This is a genomic window from Stenotrophomonas sp. TD3 (genome assembly GCF_001939825.1).
In the GTDB taxonomy this organism is placed as follows: domain Bacteria; phylum Pseudomonadota; class Gammaproteobacteria; order Xanthomonadales; family Xanthomonadaceae; genus Stenotrophomonas.
The window spans coordinates 1,654,324-1,671,388 of the sequence record NZ_MOYM01000001.1; the positions used below are offsets into that span (position 1 = coordinate 1,654,324).

Annotated in this window: 14 protein-coding genes and 1 pseudogene; all 15 read right to left on the reverse strand. The window is 67.9% G+C overall.

The annotated features are described in order from the left end of the window. Window positions 1-117 precede the first annotated feature (117 nt). The 15 genes and pseudogenes from lpxC to mraZ all read right to left on the reverse strand — a co-directional run bounded on the left by lpxC (window position 118) and on the right by mraZ (window position 16,977). Window positions 118-1,029, reverse strand: coding sequence for a UDP-3-O-acyl-N-acetylglucosamine deacetylase (gene lpxC, locus BKE09_RS07845; protein ID WP_008267619.1), 912 nt, complete (start codon window positions 1,027-1,029; stop codon window positions 118-120). A gap of 205 nt (window positions 1,030-1,234) precedes the next feature. Next, window positions 1,235-2,470, reverse strand: coding sequence for a cell division protein FtsZ (gene ftsZ / locus BKE09_RS07850; RefSeq protein ID WP_005415297.1), 1,236 nt, complete (start codon window positions 2,468-2,470; stop codon window positions 1,235-1,237). Between the two features lie 179 nt (window positions 2,471-2,649). Continuing rightward, window positions 2,650-3,885: a cell division protein FtsA gene (ftsA, locus tag BKE09_RS07855; RefSeq protein WP_005408083.1), complete on the reverse strand. Its 1,236-nt coding sequence runs from the start codon at window positions 3,883-3,885 to the stop codon at window positions 2,650-2,652. A gap of 71 nt (window positions 3,886-3,956) precedes the next feature. After that, window positions 3,957-4,631 (reverse strand): annotated as a pseudogene (locus tag BKE09_RS07860) (cell division protein FtsQ/DivIB); the annotation flags it as partial. After that, on the reverse strand, window positions 4,628-5,590 hold the full coding sequence (locus BKE09_RS07865; protein WP_075675362.1) for a D-alanine--D-alanine ligase: 963 nt from the start codon (window positions 5,588-5,590) through the stop codon (window positions 4,628-4,630). The pseudogene BKE09_RS07860 and the gene BKE09_RS07865, both read right to left, overlap by 4 nt. After that, complete coding sequence (gene murC / locus BKE09_RS07870; RefSeq protein WP_014035986.1) at window positions 5,587-7,023, reverse strand: UDP-N-acetylmuramate--L-alanine ligase; 1,437 nt, start codon at window positions 7,021-7,023, stop codon at window positions 5,587-5,589. The genes BKE09_RS07865 and murC overlap by 4 nt, the downstream gene beginning before the upstream one ends. 40 nt (window positions 7,024-7,063) lie before the next feature. Continuing rightward, window positions 7,064-8,152, reverse strand: a complete 1,089-nt coding sequence (gene murG, locus BKE09_RS07875; RefSeq protein WP_075675363.1) for an undecaprenyldiphospho-muramoylpentapeptide beta-N-acetylglucosaminyltransferase — start codon at window positions 8,150-8,152, stop codon at window positions 7,064-7,066. Then, on the reverse strand, window positions 8,149-9,474 hold the full coding sequence (gene ftsW / locus BKE09_RS07880) for a putative lipid II flippase FtsW (protein WP_075675364.1): 1,326 nt from the start codon (window positions 9,472-9,474) through the stop codon (window positions 8,149-8,151). Before ftsW ends, murG begins: the two co-directional genes overlap by 4 nt. A gap of 1 nt (window position 9,475) precedes the next feature. Next, complete coding sequence (gene mraY, locus BKE09_RS07885; RefSeq protein WP_010481929.1) at window positions 9,476-10,561, reverse strand: phospho-N-acetylmuramoyl-pentapeptide-transferase; 1,086 nt, start codon at window positions 10,559-10,561, stop codon at window positions 9,476-9,478. After that, window positions 10,551-11,945, reverse strand: a complete 1,395-nt coding sequence (gene murF / locus BKE09_RS07890) for a UDP-N-acetylmuramoyl-tripeptide--D-alanyl-D-alanine ligase (RefSeq protein ID WP_075675365.1) — start codon at window positions 11,943-11,945, stop codon at window positions 10,551-10,553. The genes mraY and murF overlap by 11 nt, the downstream gene beginning before the upstream one ends. Next, window positions 11,942-13,450 (reverse strand): UDP-N-acetylmuramoyl-L-alanyl-D-glutamate--2,6-diaminopimelate ligase, encoded by a 1,509-nt coding sequence (locus BKE09_RS07895; RefSeq protein ID WP_075675366.1) that lies wholly within the window; start codon window positions 13,448-13,450, stop codon window positions 11,942-11,944. The genes murF and BKE09_RS07895 overlap by 4 nt, the downstream gene beginning before the upstream one ends. Further along, on the reverse strand, window positions 13,447-15,291 hold the full coding sequence (locus tag BKE09_RS07900) for a penicillin-binding transpeptidase domain-containing protein (protein ID WP_075675367.1): 1,845 nt from the start codon (window positions 15,289-15,291) through the stop codon (window positions 13,447-13,449). Before BKE09_RS07900 ends, BKE09_RS07895 begins: the two co-directional genes overlap by 4 nt. Then, window positions 15,288-15,551 (reverse strand): cell division protein FtsL, encoded by a 264-nt coding sequence (gene ftsL, locus BKE09_RS07905; protein ID WP_014035980.1) that lies wholly within the window; start codon window positions 15,549-15,551, stop codon window positions 15,288-15,290. The genes BKE09_RS07900 and ftsL overlap by 4 nt, the downstream gene beginning before the upstream one ends. After that, window positions 15,548-16,516, reverse strand: coding sequence for a 16S rRNA (cytosine(1402)-N(4))-methyltransferase RsmH (rsmH, locus tag BKE09_RS07910; RefSeq protein ID WP_075675368.1), 969 nt, complete (start codon window positions 16,514-16,516; stop codon window positions 15,548-15,550). Before rsmH ends, ftsL begins: the two co-directional genes overlap by 4 nt. 14 nt (window positions 16,517-16,530) lie before the next feature. Further along, entirely contained in the window at window positions 16,531-16,977 is a 447-nt protein-coding gene (gene mraZ, locus BKE09_RS07915) for a division/cell wall cluster transcriptional repressor MraZ (RefSeq protein WP_004143635.1), read from the reverse strand. Between the last annotated feature and the right edge of the window lie 88 nt (window positions 16,978-17,065).

The following is a 17,065-nucleotide window of genomic DNA, read 5'->3' on the forward strand; positions in this document are numbered from 1 at the left end:
TGACCTTGAACCGGCCTTGACGCGTTTCAAGCGCGCTGAATGCGTCGCTGGCGCCGGAAACAACAACGCCGCCCTGGAAGGCGGCGTTTTTATTTTTAAATTCAATAACCTACAGGATCAGGCGTAGGCTGGGGTGGCGTATTCCACCGGATCCGGGGTGGCCGGCGAGTCGAAGCTGACCCATTCCCAGGCGCTGGCGTCGGCCATCAGGGCCCGCACCAGCTTGTTGTTGAGCGCGTGGCCGGACTTGAAGCCCTCGTAGGCGCCCAGCACCTGGCCACCGGCCAGGTAGAGGTCGCCGATGGCGTCAAGGATCTTGTGGCGCACGAATTCGTCGGCGTAGCGCAGGCCGTCTTCGTTGAGCACGCGGAACTCGTCCAGCACGATGGCGTTGTCCATCGAACCGCCCAGGCCCAGGTTGCGCTCGCGCATGTATTCCAGGTCGCGCATGAAACCGAAGGTGCGCGCGCGGGAGATTTCCTTGGTGTAGGCCAGCGTCGAGAACTCGATCTCCTGGCGCGACTGCTTGGCCGGGATCATCGGGTGGTCGAACTGGATGGTGAAGCCCAGCTTGTAGCCCTCGTACGGGGTGAAGCGGGCCACCTTGTCGCCCTCGGTCACTTCCACGGTCTTCAGCACGCGGATGAAGCGCTTGGGCGCATCCTGTTCCACGATGCCTGCCGACTGCAGCAGGAACACGAACGGGCCGGCCGAACCGTCCATGATCGGCAGCTCGGCCGAGGACAGTTCAACGATGATGTTGTCCACACCCAGGCCGGCCAGCGCCGACATCAGGTGTTCGACGGTCTGGATCTTGGCGTCGTTGCAGGTCAGGCCGGTGCACAGGGTCACTTCGGTGACCAGCTCGGCCTTGGCCGGCACTTCCACGACCGGGTCCAGGTCCACGCGGCGGAACACGATGCCATGGTTGACCGGTGCCGGGCGCAGGGTCATGTAGACCTTGTCACCGCTGTGCAGGCCAACGCCGGTGGCGCGGATCGTGTTCTTGAGGGTGCGTTGCTGGATCATGGGGGATGGACCGGAAGTGACACATTAGATTAACACGCGCACTCCCCTACCCTGGCTGAAACGCCAGTTGCAGCCACCGGCAGGACGCACCGGCACGCCGCTGGGAAGCGCGTGAAGCAGGGCGGCCGGGCCCATCCTGGCCCGGCGCCCGCGTTTTCAGGACATGGTGGCGCAACCCGGGGAGGACAACCCCGGGCCGCCCCGCTTAGTCCGCCTGGCGGCGCAGGAACGCCGGGATGTCCAGGTAATCGTTCGGCAGTTCCGCCGCCGCCGGGGCCGAAGCGGCCGGGGCCGACGGTGCGGAGGCCGCCGCGGTATCGCTGCTGGCGCGACGCAGGCCCAGGCCCATGCCGCCCACCGCCTTGGAGACGGCATCGCCGCCGTTGTCGAACTCGCCGAACTCCGGCTGGCCGGTGGTGGCGTTGCGGACCAGCTTGATCGGCGCACGCTCGCCCGGACGCTGGGTCTTGCTGGCCGAGACGCGGTTCAGGCCCGTGGCCACCACGGTCACGCGCACTTCGTCCTGCATGTCCGGGTCCAGCACGGTGCCCACCACCACGGTGGCATCTTCGGAAGCGAAGCCATCGATGGTGCGGCCGATCTCGTCGAACTCGGCCATGGTGAAGTCGGCACCGGCGGTGATGTTGACCAGGATGCCGTTGGCGCCGGCCAGGTTCACATCGTCCAGCAGCGGGTTCTGGATCGCCGATTCGGCAGCGGCCTGGGCGCGGTCATCGCCACGGGCGGTGCCGGTACCCATCATCGCCAGGCCCATTTCGGACATGACGGTGCGCACGTCGGCGAAGTCGACGTTGATCAGGCCCGGACGCACAATCAGGTCGGCGATGCCCTGCACGGCGCCCTGCAGCACGTCGTTGGCAGCGCGGAAGGCCTGGATCATGGTCGCATTGCGACCCAGCACGGTGATCAGCTTCTCGTTCGGGATGGTGATCAGCGAGTCGCAGTGCTGGCTCAGTTCCTCGATGCCCTTCAGCGCCACCTGCATGCGGCGACGGCCTTCGAACGGGAACGGCTTGGTGACCACGGCCACGGTCAGGATGCCCATTTCCTTGGCCAGCTGTGCAACCACCGGCGCAGCGCCGGTGCCGGTGCCGCCGCCCATGCCGGCGGTGATGAACACCATGTCGGCGCCCTGCAGCGCGTCCATGATGCGCTCACGGTCTTCCAGCGCGGCCTGGCGGCCGACTTCCGGGTTCGCGCCTGCGCCCAGGCCCTTGGTCACGTTGGTACCCAGCTGCAGCTGCAGCTTGGCACCACAATTCTTGATGGCCTGCGAGTCGGTGTTGGCGGTGATGAATTCCACGCCATCCACCGCCGAGTTGACCATGTGCGCCACGGCATTGCCGCCGCCGCCGCCCACGCCAACCACCTTGATCACCGCATTGGGTGCCATCTTTTCGATCAGTTCAAAATGCGCCATGTCCGTGTCCTCGTTGTATCCGCTTTGGCTGGCATGGGCATTCGGGCGTCCTGCCGTCCTGCTGCATGCCGACGTTGCGGCTGTGTGGGTTGTGTGTTGCCGGTACTGCGTTGTGATGCGGGTACTGCGGGTACTGCGGGTGTTGCGCCCGGGCGAGGCCCGGGTTTACGGGTTCCGCGTCAGAACTCGCCGCGGAACCAGGTCTTGAGTTTCTTGAACATGCTTCCCGCGCGTCCGGTCGGCAGCGACGGCCGCCGCGGGTGCTCGATCTGGCTGCCCATCAGCAGCAGGCCCACGCCGGTGGCGTGCACCGGGTTGCCGACCACTTCGCCCAGGCCGGTGACGTGCTGCGGGATACCCACGCGCACCGGCATCTGCAGCATTTCCTCGGCCAGCTCGACCACGCCTTCCATCTTCGACGCGCCACCGGTCAGCACCATGCCGGCGCGCACCAGTTCCTCGAAGCCGGAGCGGCGCAGTTCGGCCTGCACCATCTCGAAGATTTCCTCGTAGCGGCCCTGCACGGCCTGCGCCAGCGAATGGCGCGGCATGCGGCGCGGCGGGCGGTCGCCCACCGACGGCACCTGGATGCTCTCCTCGGCCGTGGCCAGCTGGGCCAGGGCGCAGGCATAGCGCACCTTGATCTGCTCGGCTTCCGGGGTTGGCGTGCGCAGCATGTGCGCGATGTCGTTGGTCACGTGGTCGCCGGCGATCGGCAGCGAAGCGGTGTGGCAGATCGCGCCCTGCACGAACACGGCGATGTCGGTGGTGCCGGCGCCCATGTCGACCAGCACCACGCCCAGCTCGCGCTCGTCGGCGGTCAGCACCGCCACGCTGGAGGCCAGCGAGGACAGCACCAGGTCGTCCACCTGCAGGCCGCAGCGCTGCACGCACTTGCTGATGTTGGCCGCGGCCGACTGCGCGCACACCACCAGGTGGGCATGCACTTCCAGGCGCACGCCGGTCATGCCGACCGGGTTGCGGATGCCTTCCTGCGAATCATCCAGCACGTACTCGCGCGGGATCGCGTGGAGGATCTTCTGGTCGGCCGGGATCGCCACTGCCTTTGCCGCGTCGAGCACGCGATCCAGGTCGCCCCAGGTCACTTCACCGTCGCGGATCGGCACGATGCCCGGCGAGTTCTTGCACTGCACGTGGTTGCCGGAGATCGAGGCGTACACCGAGCGGATCTCGCAGCCGGCCATCAGCTCGGCTTCTTCCACCGCGCGCTGGATCGACTGCACGGTCGATTCGATGTCCACCACCACGCCACGCTTCAGCCCGCGCGATTCGTGCGAGCCGATGCCGATCACTTCGATCGGGTTGCCCGGCGAATACTCGCCCACCAGCGCCACCACCTTGGAGGTGCCGATGTCCAGGCCAACGATCAGCGATTTGTCACCCTTGCGATTCATGTCCTTTCCTGCGTGCTTCTGGCCGGGGTCGCCGGCGTTTTCGCCGGCGTGGCCGGGGTACCCCAGCTCAGCGTGAAACCATTGGTGTAACGGAGGTCGGCGCGCTCGATCGGCGCGTCCTGACGGTTGAGCTGCGGCAGTACCTTGACGAAGCGCTGCATGCGCGAGCGCGCGTCGTCACGGCCGACCACCACTTCGGTGCCGTTGCTCAGCACCAGCGACCAGCTGCCGCGTGCATCCATCGTCACCCGGCGCACATCGACGCCGGCCGGTGCGAACAATGCACGCGAGTCGCTGTACAGCTTCATCACTTCTTCGGTCTGGCTGTCCGGACCATCCAGTTCGGGCAATGCCAGGTCGGACAGTTTCTTCGGCGTGGGGAACAGCTTGCCCTGCTCGGACACCAGGCGGTCGGTGCCCCAGCGTGCGAACGGCTTGTGCTCGACCAGGGTCACTTCCAGCACGTCCGGCCACTGCTTGCGGACCTGTGCGCTTTCCACCCACGGCAGTTTTTCCAGGGCGTCCTGCGCGTCCTGCAGCTTGACCGCGAAGAAACCGGCGCGTGCATACGGCAGCAGCACCTGCTGCAGCTGTTCGGCCGGCACCCGCTTGAACTCACCATGCACGCGCAGCTTCGCCAGCGGCCAGCGCTCGGCGCCGACCCAGCCATTGACCACGGCCACCACCGGCAGTGCAACCACCGACAGCGCCAACAGCCAGACGAAGATGCGCAGCACCGCGTTCATGCGTGCGAGGCCTCCAGGGTCTGTTCCAGCACGCGCCACACCAGTTCCTCGAAACCGATGCCGGCCTGGCGGGCCGCCTTGGGCACCAGCGAATGGCTGGTCATGCCCGGCGCGGTGTTCACTTCCAGCAGGAAGAAACGACCGCTGGCACGATCACGCATCACGTCCACGCGGCCCCAGCCACGGCAGCCAGCAGCACGGAACGCGGCCAGCGCGATGCGGCGGATCTCTTCTTCGTCGTCACCGTCCAGGCCCGGGCACAAGTACTGGGTGTCCTCGGCGATGTACTTGGCGTTGTAGTCGTACCACTGGCCCTTGGGCACGATGCGGATCGACGGCAGTGCGACGTCGCCGAGGATGGCCACGGTCAGTTCGTCGCCGACCACCATCTGCTCCATCAGCAGCTGGCCGTCGTAGCGCGCGGCCAGCGCCACCGCTTCATCCAGGCCGGCGTCATCGGTGACCCGGCTGATGCCCACGCTGGAGCCTTCGTTGGCCGGCTTCACCACCACCGGCAGGCCGAGTTCGGCGGCATTGGCGTGCACGTCCTCGGCAGTGACCTTGCGGTACTGCGGGGTCGGCAGGCCCAGCGACAACCACACCTGCTTGGTGCGGATCTTGTCCATGCTCAGCGCCGAACCCAGCACGTTCGAGCCGGTGTACGGCACGCCGAAGGCGTCCATCAGGCCCTGCACGATGCCGTCCTCACCGCCACCGTTGTGGCCGTGCAGGATGTTGAAGACGCGGTCGATGCCACCGGCGGCGAGCGCCGTGGCCAGTGCCGGGATGCCGTCCACCGCGAACGCATCGACGCCACGCGACTGCAGGGCTTCGAGCACGTTGCGGCCGGAATCCAGCGACACCTCGCGTTCGCTGGAACTGCCGCCCAGCAGCACGGCGACGCGGCCGAACCCGGCCGGGTCGGTCACGCGCAGCGGCGGGAAGGTCAGCGTGCTCACGCCTGGCCCTCCCCCTTGAAACCTTCCACCGCGATATGGGTGGCCACCGCACCGATGTCGCCGGCGCCCATCATCAGCAGCAGGTCACCGTCCTGCAGGACGTCCGGCAGCACGCTGGCCAGCTCGGCGGCCTTGCCCACCACCACAGGCTCGCTGCGGCCGCGCGCACGGATGGCACGGGCCAGCGCGTGCGAGTCGGCGCCAGCAATCGGCTCTTCACCGGCCGGGTAGACCTCGCTCAGCACCAGCGCATCGACGCTGGACAGCACCGCGGCGAACTTGTCGAACTGGTCGCGGGTACGGCTGTAGCGGTGCGGCTGGAAGGCCACCACCAGGCGCTTGTCGGCCCAGCCACCACGGGCGGCGGCGAACACCGCCTCCAGCTCGCTCGGGTGATGGCCATAGTCGTCGATGATGCGGACCTTGGCACCGCTGGCGGTGGTCACCTCGCCCAGATCGTTGAAGCGACGGCCGACACCGGCGAAACCTTCCAGCGCGCGCGCGATCGCGTCCGGTGCCACGCCCAGCTGCCAGCCCACCGCAGCGGCGGCCAGCGCGTTGAGTACGTTGTGCTTGCCCGGCAGCGCCAGCACCACTTCCTGGCTGGTGCCCTGCGGCAGGCGCAGGGTGAAGCGCATGCGCGACCCTTCCTGCACCACGTTCTCGGCGCGCACGTCGGCCTGCGGGCTCATGCCGTAGCTCATCACGTGGCGCGGGGTCTTGGCAGCCAGTGCCGCCACTTCCGGATCGTCGATGCACAGCACCGCCAGGCCATAGAACGGCAGGCGCTGCAGGAACTCGGCGAACGCCGCCTGCACGCGGGCGAAGTCGTTGCCGTAGTTCTCCAAGTGATCCGCATCAATGTTGGTGATGATCGACATCAGCGGATTCAGGCGCAGGAAGCTGCCATCGCTTTCATCGGCCTCGGCCACCAGCCACTGCCCACCACCCAGCTTGGCGTTGGCACCGGCGGCCAGCAGCTGGCCACCGATCACGAACGTCGGGTCCAGGCCACCTTCGCTCAGCACCGCAGCGGTCAGGCTGGTGGTGGTGGTCTTGCCATGGGTACCGGCCACGGCGATGCCGCGGCGGAAGCGCATCAGCTCGGCCAGCATCGCCGCACGCGGCATGATCGGAATGCGCTGGCTGCGCGCTTCCATCAGTTCCGGGTTGTCTTCGCGGATGGCGCTGGAGACCACCACGCAGTCGGTGCCCAGCACGTTGGCCGCGGAGTGGCCGCGCATGATGCGCGCACCCAGGCTGGCCAGGCGGCGGGTCGCCACGTTGTCGGCGTTGTCCGAGCCGGACACTTCATAGCCCAGCGTCAGCATCACTTCGGCGATACCGCTCATGCCGGTGCCGCCGATGCCGACGAAATGCACGCGCGGGAACGCGCGCACCAGGTCGTTGGTGTCGTGCAGGCGACGGATCATGCGCGGCCTCGCGCAGGGCAGGCGCGGTGGCATGCCTTCTTCATACAGCTTCCTCGAGAATGATATCGGCGATGCGCTCGGCGGCATCGACCTTGGCCAGGGCACGCGCGGCTTGCGCCATCTGCATGCGGCGGGCGGGATTTTCGGACAGATCGCGCAGCAGTGCGGCAATGCCGTCGGCCAGCGTTCCGTCCTGCTTCAGCAAAACCGCCGCGCCGCGCTCGACCAGGTACTCCGCATTGCGGGTCTGGTGATCGTCGACGGCGGCGGGGAATGGCACCAGCACGCTGCCGACACCGACCGTGCACAGCTCGGCCAGCGTGGATGCGCCGGAGCGGCATACGACCAGGTCGGCCCAGGCAAAGGCTTCGGCCATGTCGGCGATGAACGGGGTGATTTCAGCCTGCACACCGGCCTTGGCGTAAGCCTCGACCGCTTCGGCATGCATCTTCTCGCCGCTCTGGTGGCGCACCTGCACCGGCACGCCGGCGCCCAGCGCGGCAATCGCCTGCGGCACGCCGGTATTGAGGGCACGCGCGCCCTGGCTGCCGCCCACCACCAGCACGCGCAGCGGGCCCTGGCGGCCGGCGAAGCGCCGTTCCGGCGGCGCGATGGCAGCGATTTCCGCGCGCACCGGGTTGCCGACGAACTCCTCGCGCTGGGCGAAGGTGCCCGGGAAACCGGTCAGCAGGCGGCGCGCATAGCGCGACAGGATGCGGTTGGTCAGGCCCGGTGCACGGTTCTGCTCATGCACGATCAGTGGCAGGCCATGCAGGCGCGTGGCCATGCCACCGGGGCCGGAGGCGAAGCCACCGAAGGCGACCACCGCGCGCGGCTGGCGCTGGCGGATGATCAGCCCGGCCGCGCGCAGCGCGCGCATCAGCCGCCACGGCGCCGCCAGCAGGGCCAGCTTGCCCTTGCCGCGCAGGCCGGTGATGGCCAGCGTGTCGATGGCGATGTCGTGCTGCGGCACCAGGCGGGTTTCCATCGCACCGTCGGCGCCCATCCAGGTCACCGGCACGCCGCGCTCGCGCAGCACCCGGGCCACGGCCAGGCCGGGGAAGATGTGACCGCCGGTACCACCGGCCAGGATCATCACCGGACGTCCACTCTCGGTGGCTGCACTCATGACAGCCTCCCGAAGGTGGGTTCGATGCGCGACTGCAGGCGGCTGGTGCCACGTGCGGCGTTCGCTGCAGCGGACGCGGATGCGACCGGCTCGGCACTCATCGGCACGCTGGCGGCCACCGGTGCGGTGGGCTCGTCCATCGGCTCGGCAGCGGCGTCTTCGGCGCCACCGATGCGCACGGCCTGGCGGCGCTCGGCGCGCTTGAGTTCATACGACACGCGCAGCAGCAGGCCCATCGCCACGCAGGTCATCAGCACCGACGAACCGCCGGAGGAGATCAGCGGCAGGGTCAGGCCCTTGGTCGGCAGGATGCCCAGGTTCACGCCGATCGAGACGAAGGTCTGCATGCTGATCCACAGGCCGATGCCGAAGGCGATGTAGCCGGAGAAGTGGCGCTTCATTTCCACGCAGCGCATGCCCAGCCAGAAGGTGCGGCCAACCAGCAGCGCGTACAGCGCTACGATCACGCAGGTACCCAGGAAGCCGAATTCCTCGGCGGTGACCGAGAAGATGAAGTCGGTGTGCGCTTCGGGCAGGTAGTAGAGCTTCTGCACGGAATTGCCCAGGCCGACGCCGGTCCATTCGCCACGGCCGACCGCCATCAGTGCGTTGGACAGCTGGTAGCCGTCACCCTGCTGGTCGGCCCACGGGTCGAGGAAGGAGGTGATGCGGCGCATGCGGTACGGCTCGATGATCGCCAGCGCGCTCATCCCGACCAGGCCGATGATCACCGGCATCGACATGCGCGGCATGTTCACCCCGCCCAGCACCAGCATGCCGGCGGTGATCGCCAGCAGCAGGGTCGAGGAACCGAAGTCCGGCTGCAGCAGCAGCAGCACCACCAGCGCACCGGCCACGCCCAGCGGCTTGAGCATCGCCGGCCAGGTCGCATTGACCTCGTCGCGGAAGCGCACCAGGTAACTGGACAGCCAGACGATGTAGAGCACCTTCACCGCTTCGACCGTCTGGAACTTGGAGATGCCCAGGTTGATCCAGCGGCGCGCACCGTTGACCGTGCTGCCCAGGCCTGGCGTGAACACCGCCAGCAGCAGCACGAAGCAGCCCAGCAGCAGCATCTGGTTGTACTGCTCGATCGACTTCAGCTCGGTGCGGGCGGCAATGACCGCCAGCACGATGCCCACCGCCAGGAAGATCAGGTGGCGATTGAGGTAGTAGAACGGGCTGCTCATCAGTGCGATCGAGCTGGACGCCACCATCACCACGCCGACACCGGTGAGCGCGATGATCGCGCCCAGCAGCCATTTGTCGTAGCTGCCTTCGATGGCTTCAAGGCGTGTTGCCTGGCGGGACAGGTCGTTCATCTCAGCGCACCTTCAACGTGGCCAGGCCGATCAGCACGAGCACGACGGAGATGATCCAGAAGCGCACGATCACGCGCGGCTCCGGCCAGCCCTTCAGTTCGAAATGGTGGTGGATCGGCGCCATGCGGAACACGCGCTTGCCGGTCAGCTTGAACGAAGCGACCTGGATCATCACCGACAGCGTTTCGATGACGAACACGCCGCCCATGATCACCAGCACCAGCTCCTGGCGAGTGATCACCGCGATCGTGCCCAGCACCGCGCCGAGCGCCAGCGCGCCGATGTCGCCCATGAAGACCATGGCCGGATAGGTGTTGAACCACAGGAAGCCCAAGCCCGCACCGGCGATGGCCGCGCAGATGATGACCAGCTCGCCGGCGCCCGGGATCTGCGGGATCTGCAGGTAGTTGGCGAACACCACGTTGCCCGAGGCATAGGCGAACACACCCAGCGCGCAGGCCACCAGCACGGTCGGCATGATCGCCAGGCCGTCCAGGCCGTCGGTCAGGTTCACCGCGTTGGAGAAGCCGACGATCCAGAAGTAGGCGATGGCCACGAAGCCGATGCCGGCCAGCGGCAAGGCGATCGACTTGAACATCGGGATGTAGAAGGTCAGCGCTGCCGGCACGTCGGCCGTGTAGAACAGGAACAGGCCCGCGGCCAGGCCGAAGATCGACTGCAGCAGGTACTTCCAGCGCGACTTCAGGCCGTTCGGATCACGGCGGACGATCTTGATCCAGTCGTCATACCAGCCGATGGCGCCGAAGCACAGCATCACCGCCAGCACCAGCCACACGTAGCGGTTGCGCAGGTCGGCCCACATCAGCACCGACAGGGTGATGGTGAGCAGGATCAGCGAACCGCCCATGGTCGGCGTGCCGGCCTTGGAGAAATGGGTCTGCGGACCGTCCTTGCGGATCGGCTGGCCGCCCTTGAACTGGGCAAGCTTGCGGATCATCGCCGGGCCGAGCCACAGCGACAGGAACAGTGCCGTCAGCGCGGCAAGGATGGCGCGGAACGTCTGGTAGTTGAACAGCCCGAACAGGCTCTCCAACTGCTGCAACCATCGAGCCAGTTCATACAACATGCGGGGATTCCTCTCCTTGCGCCAGCAGCGCTTTGACAATCGTGTCCATGGCGCTGCCACGGGACCCCTTGACCAGGCAGCGCACGCCGGCGTGCAGCTCGTCCTTCAGCGCCTGCGACAGCGCGTCATGGGTAGCGAAATGACGGCCGCCGTCGCCGAAGGTGGCAGCAGCAGCGGCGCTGAGCGGACCCAGCGCATACAGGCGCTTCAGGCCAGCGGCGCGTGCGCGGAGACCGGCCTGCGCGTGCAGCGCCTCGGCATCCGGGCCCAGCTCACGCATGTCGCCCAGCACCAGCCAGCCCTCTTCCGGGGCGGCGGCCAGGGCATCGATGGCGGCCGCCAGCGAACCGGGGTTGGCGTTGTAGCTGTCGTCCACCAGCACCGCGCCGTTGCGCAGCTGATGGGCGATCTGGCGACCCGGCACCGGCTGCGCTTCGGCCAGGCCAGTGGCAATCAGCGCCAGATCGATACCGGCGGCCAGCGCCAGGCTGGCAGCGGCCAACGCGTTGCTGACGTTGTGGCGACCCGGCAGGCCCAGCACCACGCGGGCTTCGCCGGTCGGTGCGACCAGGGTGAACTGGCTGCCCTGCGCACCGGCGCGGATGTCGCGCGCGGTCACGTCCGCCGAGTGTTCCAGGCCGTAGCGCAGCACGCGGCAGCGCGCCGGGGTGCTGATGAAATGCTGTTCGAACCAGCGGCCATAGGCATCGTCGGCGTTGATCACCGCCACGCCATCGGCCGGCAGCGCGGCATAGATCGCGCCCTTGGTCACCGCCACGCCGAGCAGGCTGCCCATCCGCTCCAGGTGGGCGGGGGCGATGTTGTTGACCAGCGCATAGCGCGGGCGGGCGATGTCGGTCAGGTAGGCGATGTCACCCGGCTTGCCGGCGCCCATCTCGTAGACGGCGTAGTCGGCATCTTCCGGGGCATCGATCACCGCCAGCGGCAGGCCGATCTCGTTGTTGCGGTTGCCCGGGTTGGCGTAGACCACCTTGTGCGCGTGCTGGGCCACCTGCTGCAGGATCGACAGCAGCAGGCTCTTCACGCTGGTCTTGCCGTTGCTGCCGGTGATCGCGAACACCTCGGTCTCGCGGTCGCGCTGCATGCCGGTGGCGATCTTCGCCAGCGCCAGTTCGCTGTCGGCCACCAGCACCTGCGGCAGTTCGATCGGCAGCAGGCGCTCGACCAGCAGCGCACTGGCACCGCGCGCCTGCGCGTCGGCAGCGAAGTCATGGCCATCGAAACGCTCGCCACGCAGCGCCACATACAGGCTGCCCGGACCCAGGTTGCGGGTGTCATTGCTGACCGCATCGATGGCCACGTCGTCGCCATGGATCTCGCCGCCGGCCCAGTGTGCGATCAGCGAAAGCAGGGTGCGCTTCATGCAATGCCCTCCCCGGCCTGCGCGGCCAACACGCCAGCCTTGGCAGCCAACGCCGCCGCGGCCACTTCGGTGTCGTCGAAGTCATGGCGCACGCCATTCACTTCCTGGTACGGCTCGTGGCCCTTGCCGGCGATCAGGATGATGTCGCCGGCACCGGCGCGCTTCACCGCCAGGCCGATCGCGCGCGCGCGGCTGCGCTGCACGGTCACGGCATCGGCGTTCTGGAAGCCGGCCAGGATGTCGGCCACGATCACGTCGCCGTCTTCGCCACGCGGGTTGTCGTCGGTGACGATGACCTGGTTGGCCAGGCGCTCGGCGATCGCCGCCATCTGTGGGCGCTTGCCGGTATCGCGCTCGCCACCGCAGCCGAACACGCAGAACAGCGCGCCGTGCAGGTGGCCCTGCAGGCTGTCCAGCGCCTGCTCCAGCGCGTCCGGGGTATGTGCGTAGTCGACCACCACGGTCGGCAGGCCGTCTTCGCCGCCCAGGCGGTTCATGCGGCCACGGATCGGCTGCAGCGCCGACAGCACGTCGGCGATGCGCGGCAGCGGCTGGCCCTGCGCGTGCAGGGTGCCGGCCACGGCCAGCAGGTTGTCCACGTTGAAGCGGCCCAGCAGCGGCGACTGCACCGCCGCACGCTGGCCGTCGATGACCAGCTCGAAGGCGATGCCACGGCCGTCCAGCTGCAGCGCCTCGGCGCGCACGCTGGCGTCGCTGGCACCGCGCGAGCTCAGGCCGATCGGCTGCACGCCGGCCGGCAGGCCAGCGAACAGCTGGCGACCGAAGGCGTCGTCAAGATTGATCACCGCGGCCTTCAGGCCCGGGCGATGGAACAGCCGCGCCTTGGCCGCGCCGTAGCTGGCCATGTCACCGTGGTAGTCCAGATGGTCGCGGGTGAGGTTGGTGAACACCGCCACGTCGTAGTGCACGGCATCCACGCGGCCCTGGTCCAGCGCATGCGAGCTGACTTCCATTGCCACCGCGCGTGCGCCGGCGTCGCGCAGCTGCGCCAGCAGCGCATGCATCTGCAGCACCAGCGGCGTGGTGAAGCCGGTCGGTTCGACCGCGCCATAAAGTCCGGCGCCCAACGTGCCGATACTGCCACTGGGCGTTCCGAGCAGGTGCCAGGCCTGGGCCAGCAGCTGCACGGTGGAGGTCTTGCCGTTGGTGCCGGTCACGCCCACCATCGCCATCGCCCGCGACGGTGCGCCATGGAACTGGTCGGCCATCGCACCCATGCGTGCGCGCAGGCCCGGCACGGCGATCGCATCGCCCGGTGCCGGCAGCTCGGCGGGTGCCGGCGGTTCGAACAGAATGGCGCTGGCACCGGCGGCGCGGGCCTGCTCGGCAAAGCCCAGGCCATGCGCGCCGAATCCGGCGATGGCGACGAAGGCATTGCCGGGGCGCACGGCACGGCTGTCCAGCACCAGGCCGGTCAGAACGGGGTCGTGCCCTGCCAGGGCCACGTCCGGAAGCAACTGCGAAAGCAACATCGAAGGACTCATTGCGTGCCTCCCGTAGCGGGCGGCGTCTGGGCTTGCGCGCTCGGCAGCGCAGCATCGAATTCGGCAGCGGCATCGACAGGCAGCGCGGCCTCGGCCGGCGGCGCCGGCAGGATCGACGCCGAATGGCCGACCTTGCCCGACTGCTGTGCGGCCAGCCACGACTGCAGGTCGTCCAGCGGCACGTCCATCAGGCGCAGGGTGCCTTCCATCACGTTGTGGTAGACCGGCGCCGAGACCAGGCCACCGTAGAACTTGCCGGCCTGCGGGTCGTTGATGACGATGACGGTGGCGAAACGCGGGTTGGTGGCCGGCACCACGCCAGCGAACAGCGCGTTGTAATGGCCGCGCTCATAACCGCCCGGGCCGGCCTTGCGCGCGGTGCCGGTCTTGCCGGCCACGCGGTAACCCAGCACCGCCGCCTGCTTGGCGCCGCCCTGGGTGACCGCCGTTTCCATCATCGCCACCACCTGCCGGGCGACGTTCTCGTCGATGATCTGCTGGCCTTCGTTGCGCTGGCCCTTGACGAAGGTCGGCGCGATCAGGCGGCCGCCGTTGGCCAGCGCCGAGTATGCAGTGGCGATCTGCAGCGGCGTGACCGACAGGCCGTAGCCGTAGGACATGGTGGTCTTGGTGGTGCCCGACCAGCGTGCCGGGCGCATCACCACACCGGCCGATTCACCCGGGAAACCGCTGTGCGGCGCCGAGCCATAGCCGAAGCGGCGCACGCCGTCATAGAAGGTCTGGTCCGGCATCTTCGCCGCGACCTTGGCTGCACCCACGTTCGAGCTGCGGGTGATCACGCCGGTCACGTTCAGCACGCCATTGTTGCGCGGCACGTCGCGGATGGTGAAGCGGCCCAGGGTCATGTAGCCCGGGTTGGTGTCGATGATGGTGTCCTTGGTCACCGCACCGGCCTGCAGCGCGGTGGCGATGGTCAGCGGCTTCATCGTCGAGCCCGGCTCGACCAGGTCGGTCACCGCGCGGTTGCGGCGCGTATCGGGGATCGCGCCGGTCAGCGAATTCGGGTTGTAGGTCGGCAGGTTGACCATGGCCAGGATCTCGCCGGTGGTCACGTCCATGATCACCATCGAACCGCCGGCTGCCTTGTTGGCCACCAGCGCGTTGCGCAGCTCCTTGAAGGCCAGGTACTGGATGCGGCGGTCGATGCTGAGGGTCAGGTCCTTGCCCGGCTCGGCGGCGCGCAGCAGATCGCTCTCGACCGTCTCGCCCTTGCGGTTGCGGATCACCCGCTTGGCGCCGGCCTTGCCGCGCAGCCATTCGTCGAACGCCAGTTCCAGGCCTTCCTGGCCGCGGTCGTCGATGTTGGTGAAGCCCAGCACGTGCGCCATCGCCTCACCCTGCGGGTAGAAGCGGCGGAACTCGCGCTGCGCGGCCACGCCCGGAATCTTCAGCGCGACCACCTTCTCTGCCTCGTCCGGATTGATCCGGCGGCGCAGGTACATGAATTCCTTGTCCGACTTCTGCGACAGGCGGCTGCTCAGCTCATCCACCGACATGCCGACCGCCTGGGCCAGCTCCGGGATGCGCTCGGGCGAGCGCAGCAGGTCCTGCGGGTTGACCCAGATCGAGGCAACCGGCGTGGACACCGCCAGCGGCTCACCGTTGCGGTCGGTGATCATGCCGCGCGAGGTCTTGATCGGCAGCTCGCGCAGGTAGCGGGCCTCGCCCTGGCGCTGGTAGAAATCGCTATTGATGATCTGCACGTAGGCCGCACGCCCCACCAGCGACACCGAGCACAGGCCAAGCGCCAGCGCGACCCAGCGCAGGCGCTGGCGCAGGTTGAAGGCGTTGCGCGGGCGGTTGCGGCCGGTCTTGCTCATGGGCGCACCACGACGATGTCACCGGCCTCGGGGAACTTCATGCCCAGCTTCTCGCGGGCAATGCGGTCCACGCGGTTGGCTTCGGCCAGGGTCGCCTGCTCCAGCTGCAGGCGGCCGAATTCAAGGTTGATGTCATCGCGCGTGCGCTCGGCACGCGACAGTTCGATGAACGTCTGCCGATGACGGTGACGCACGAACACGACGCCGATCGCCGAGGCCACGGTGCAGGCCAGCAGGATGATCAGCAGCAGCCGGCTCATGCGTCGGCCTCCCGCTTCTGTGCCACGCGCAGCACGGCGCTGCGGGCACGCGGGTTGGCGGCCAGCTCTTCGTCGGTGGCCTTGATGGCGCCACCGATCAGGTCCAGCGTCGGCACGAACGCAACAGCCTCGGGCAGGCGGCGGTTGGCCGGCGGCGCCTTGGCCAGGCGGTTCATGTACTGCTTGACGATGCGGTCTTCCAGCGAATGGAAGCTGATCACCGCCAGGCGGCCACCGGGCTTGAGCCGTTCCACCGCCGCATCGAGACCGGCTTCCAGATCGGCCAGCTCGCGGTTGATGTGGATGCGGATGGCCTGGAAGCTGCGCGTGGCCGGGTGGATCTTGTCCTTGCCACGCGGCATCACCGAGGCGATCAGCTCGGCCAGTTCGGCGGTACGGGTGAACGGCTGCTTCTCGCGGCGGGCCACGATGGCGCGGGCGATGCGCCGGCTCTGGCGCTCTTCGCCGTAGGTCCACAGCACATCGGCGATCTCGCGGTCTTCAACGCGGTTGATCCACTGCGCGGCGCTTTCACCGCTGTCCGGGTCCATGCGCATGTCCAGCGGGCCGTCCTTGCCGAAGCTGAAGCCACGTTCGGCCACATCCAGCTGCGGCGACGACACGCCCAGGTCGAACAGCACGCCGTCCAGGCCTTCGGCCGTCGCATCCCACTGCAGCAGCTGGGCGAAGCTGCCACGGAAGATGGACACGCGCGGGTCCGGCGCGAAATCGCGCTCGGCAACGGCGATGGCTTCCGGATCCTTGTCCATGACCAGCAGGCGCCCCTCGGGACCGAGCTGGGTGAGCACGCCACGTGCATGACCGCCACGACCGAACGTGCCATCCAGATAACGTCCGTTTTCGATCACCCTCAGGCCTTCAAGGACCTGGGTGTACAGGACCGGCAGGTGCACCGCCGGCGACTGCGACACCGGAAGGTGACCGGCCTGCGCTTCTGGGCGCATCCGGGCACCCCGGCTCACAACTTCAGGTCGAGCAACCCATCACCCAGATCCTCGTCAGACAACGTCTGCTGGATCAGGGCCCGATGCGCCTGCTCGCTCCACAATTCGAACTTGTCGCCCATACCGAGCAATACCGCCTTCTTCTCAATGCCCACCGCACCGCGGTGGCTGGCGGGGATGCTGATGCGACCGTTGCCGTCCAGCTCCAGATGGGCGGCCGAGCCGACCAGCTTCTGCTGCAACAGGCGCACGACGCGCTGGGTGTTGGGCTTGGACATCACATCGTCGCGGACCCGCTCCCATTCCGACTCTGCGTACAGCCACAGGCAGCCGGCTTCGAACGGGTTGTAGGTCAGCACGAGACGGTTGTTGCTGGCGCGCGCGACGAGGTCGCGGTAAGCGGTGGGAACCGCCATGCGCCCTTTGTCGTCAACTGTGATGGCCGTCTCGCCCTGGAACACGACGCCTGCACCTTGTCCTTCGCCCGGTGAAACATTGAACCACGAAAACCCACAAAACACCCGGATTTCCCTCTGATGCCCACCTTAG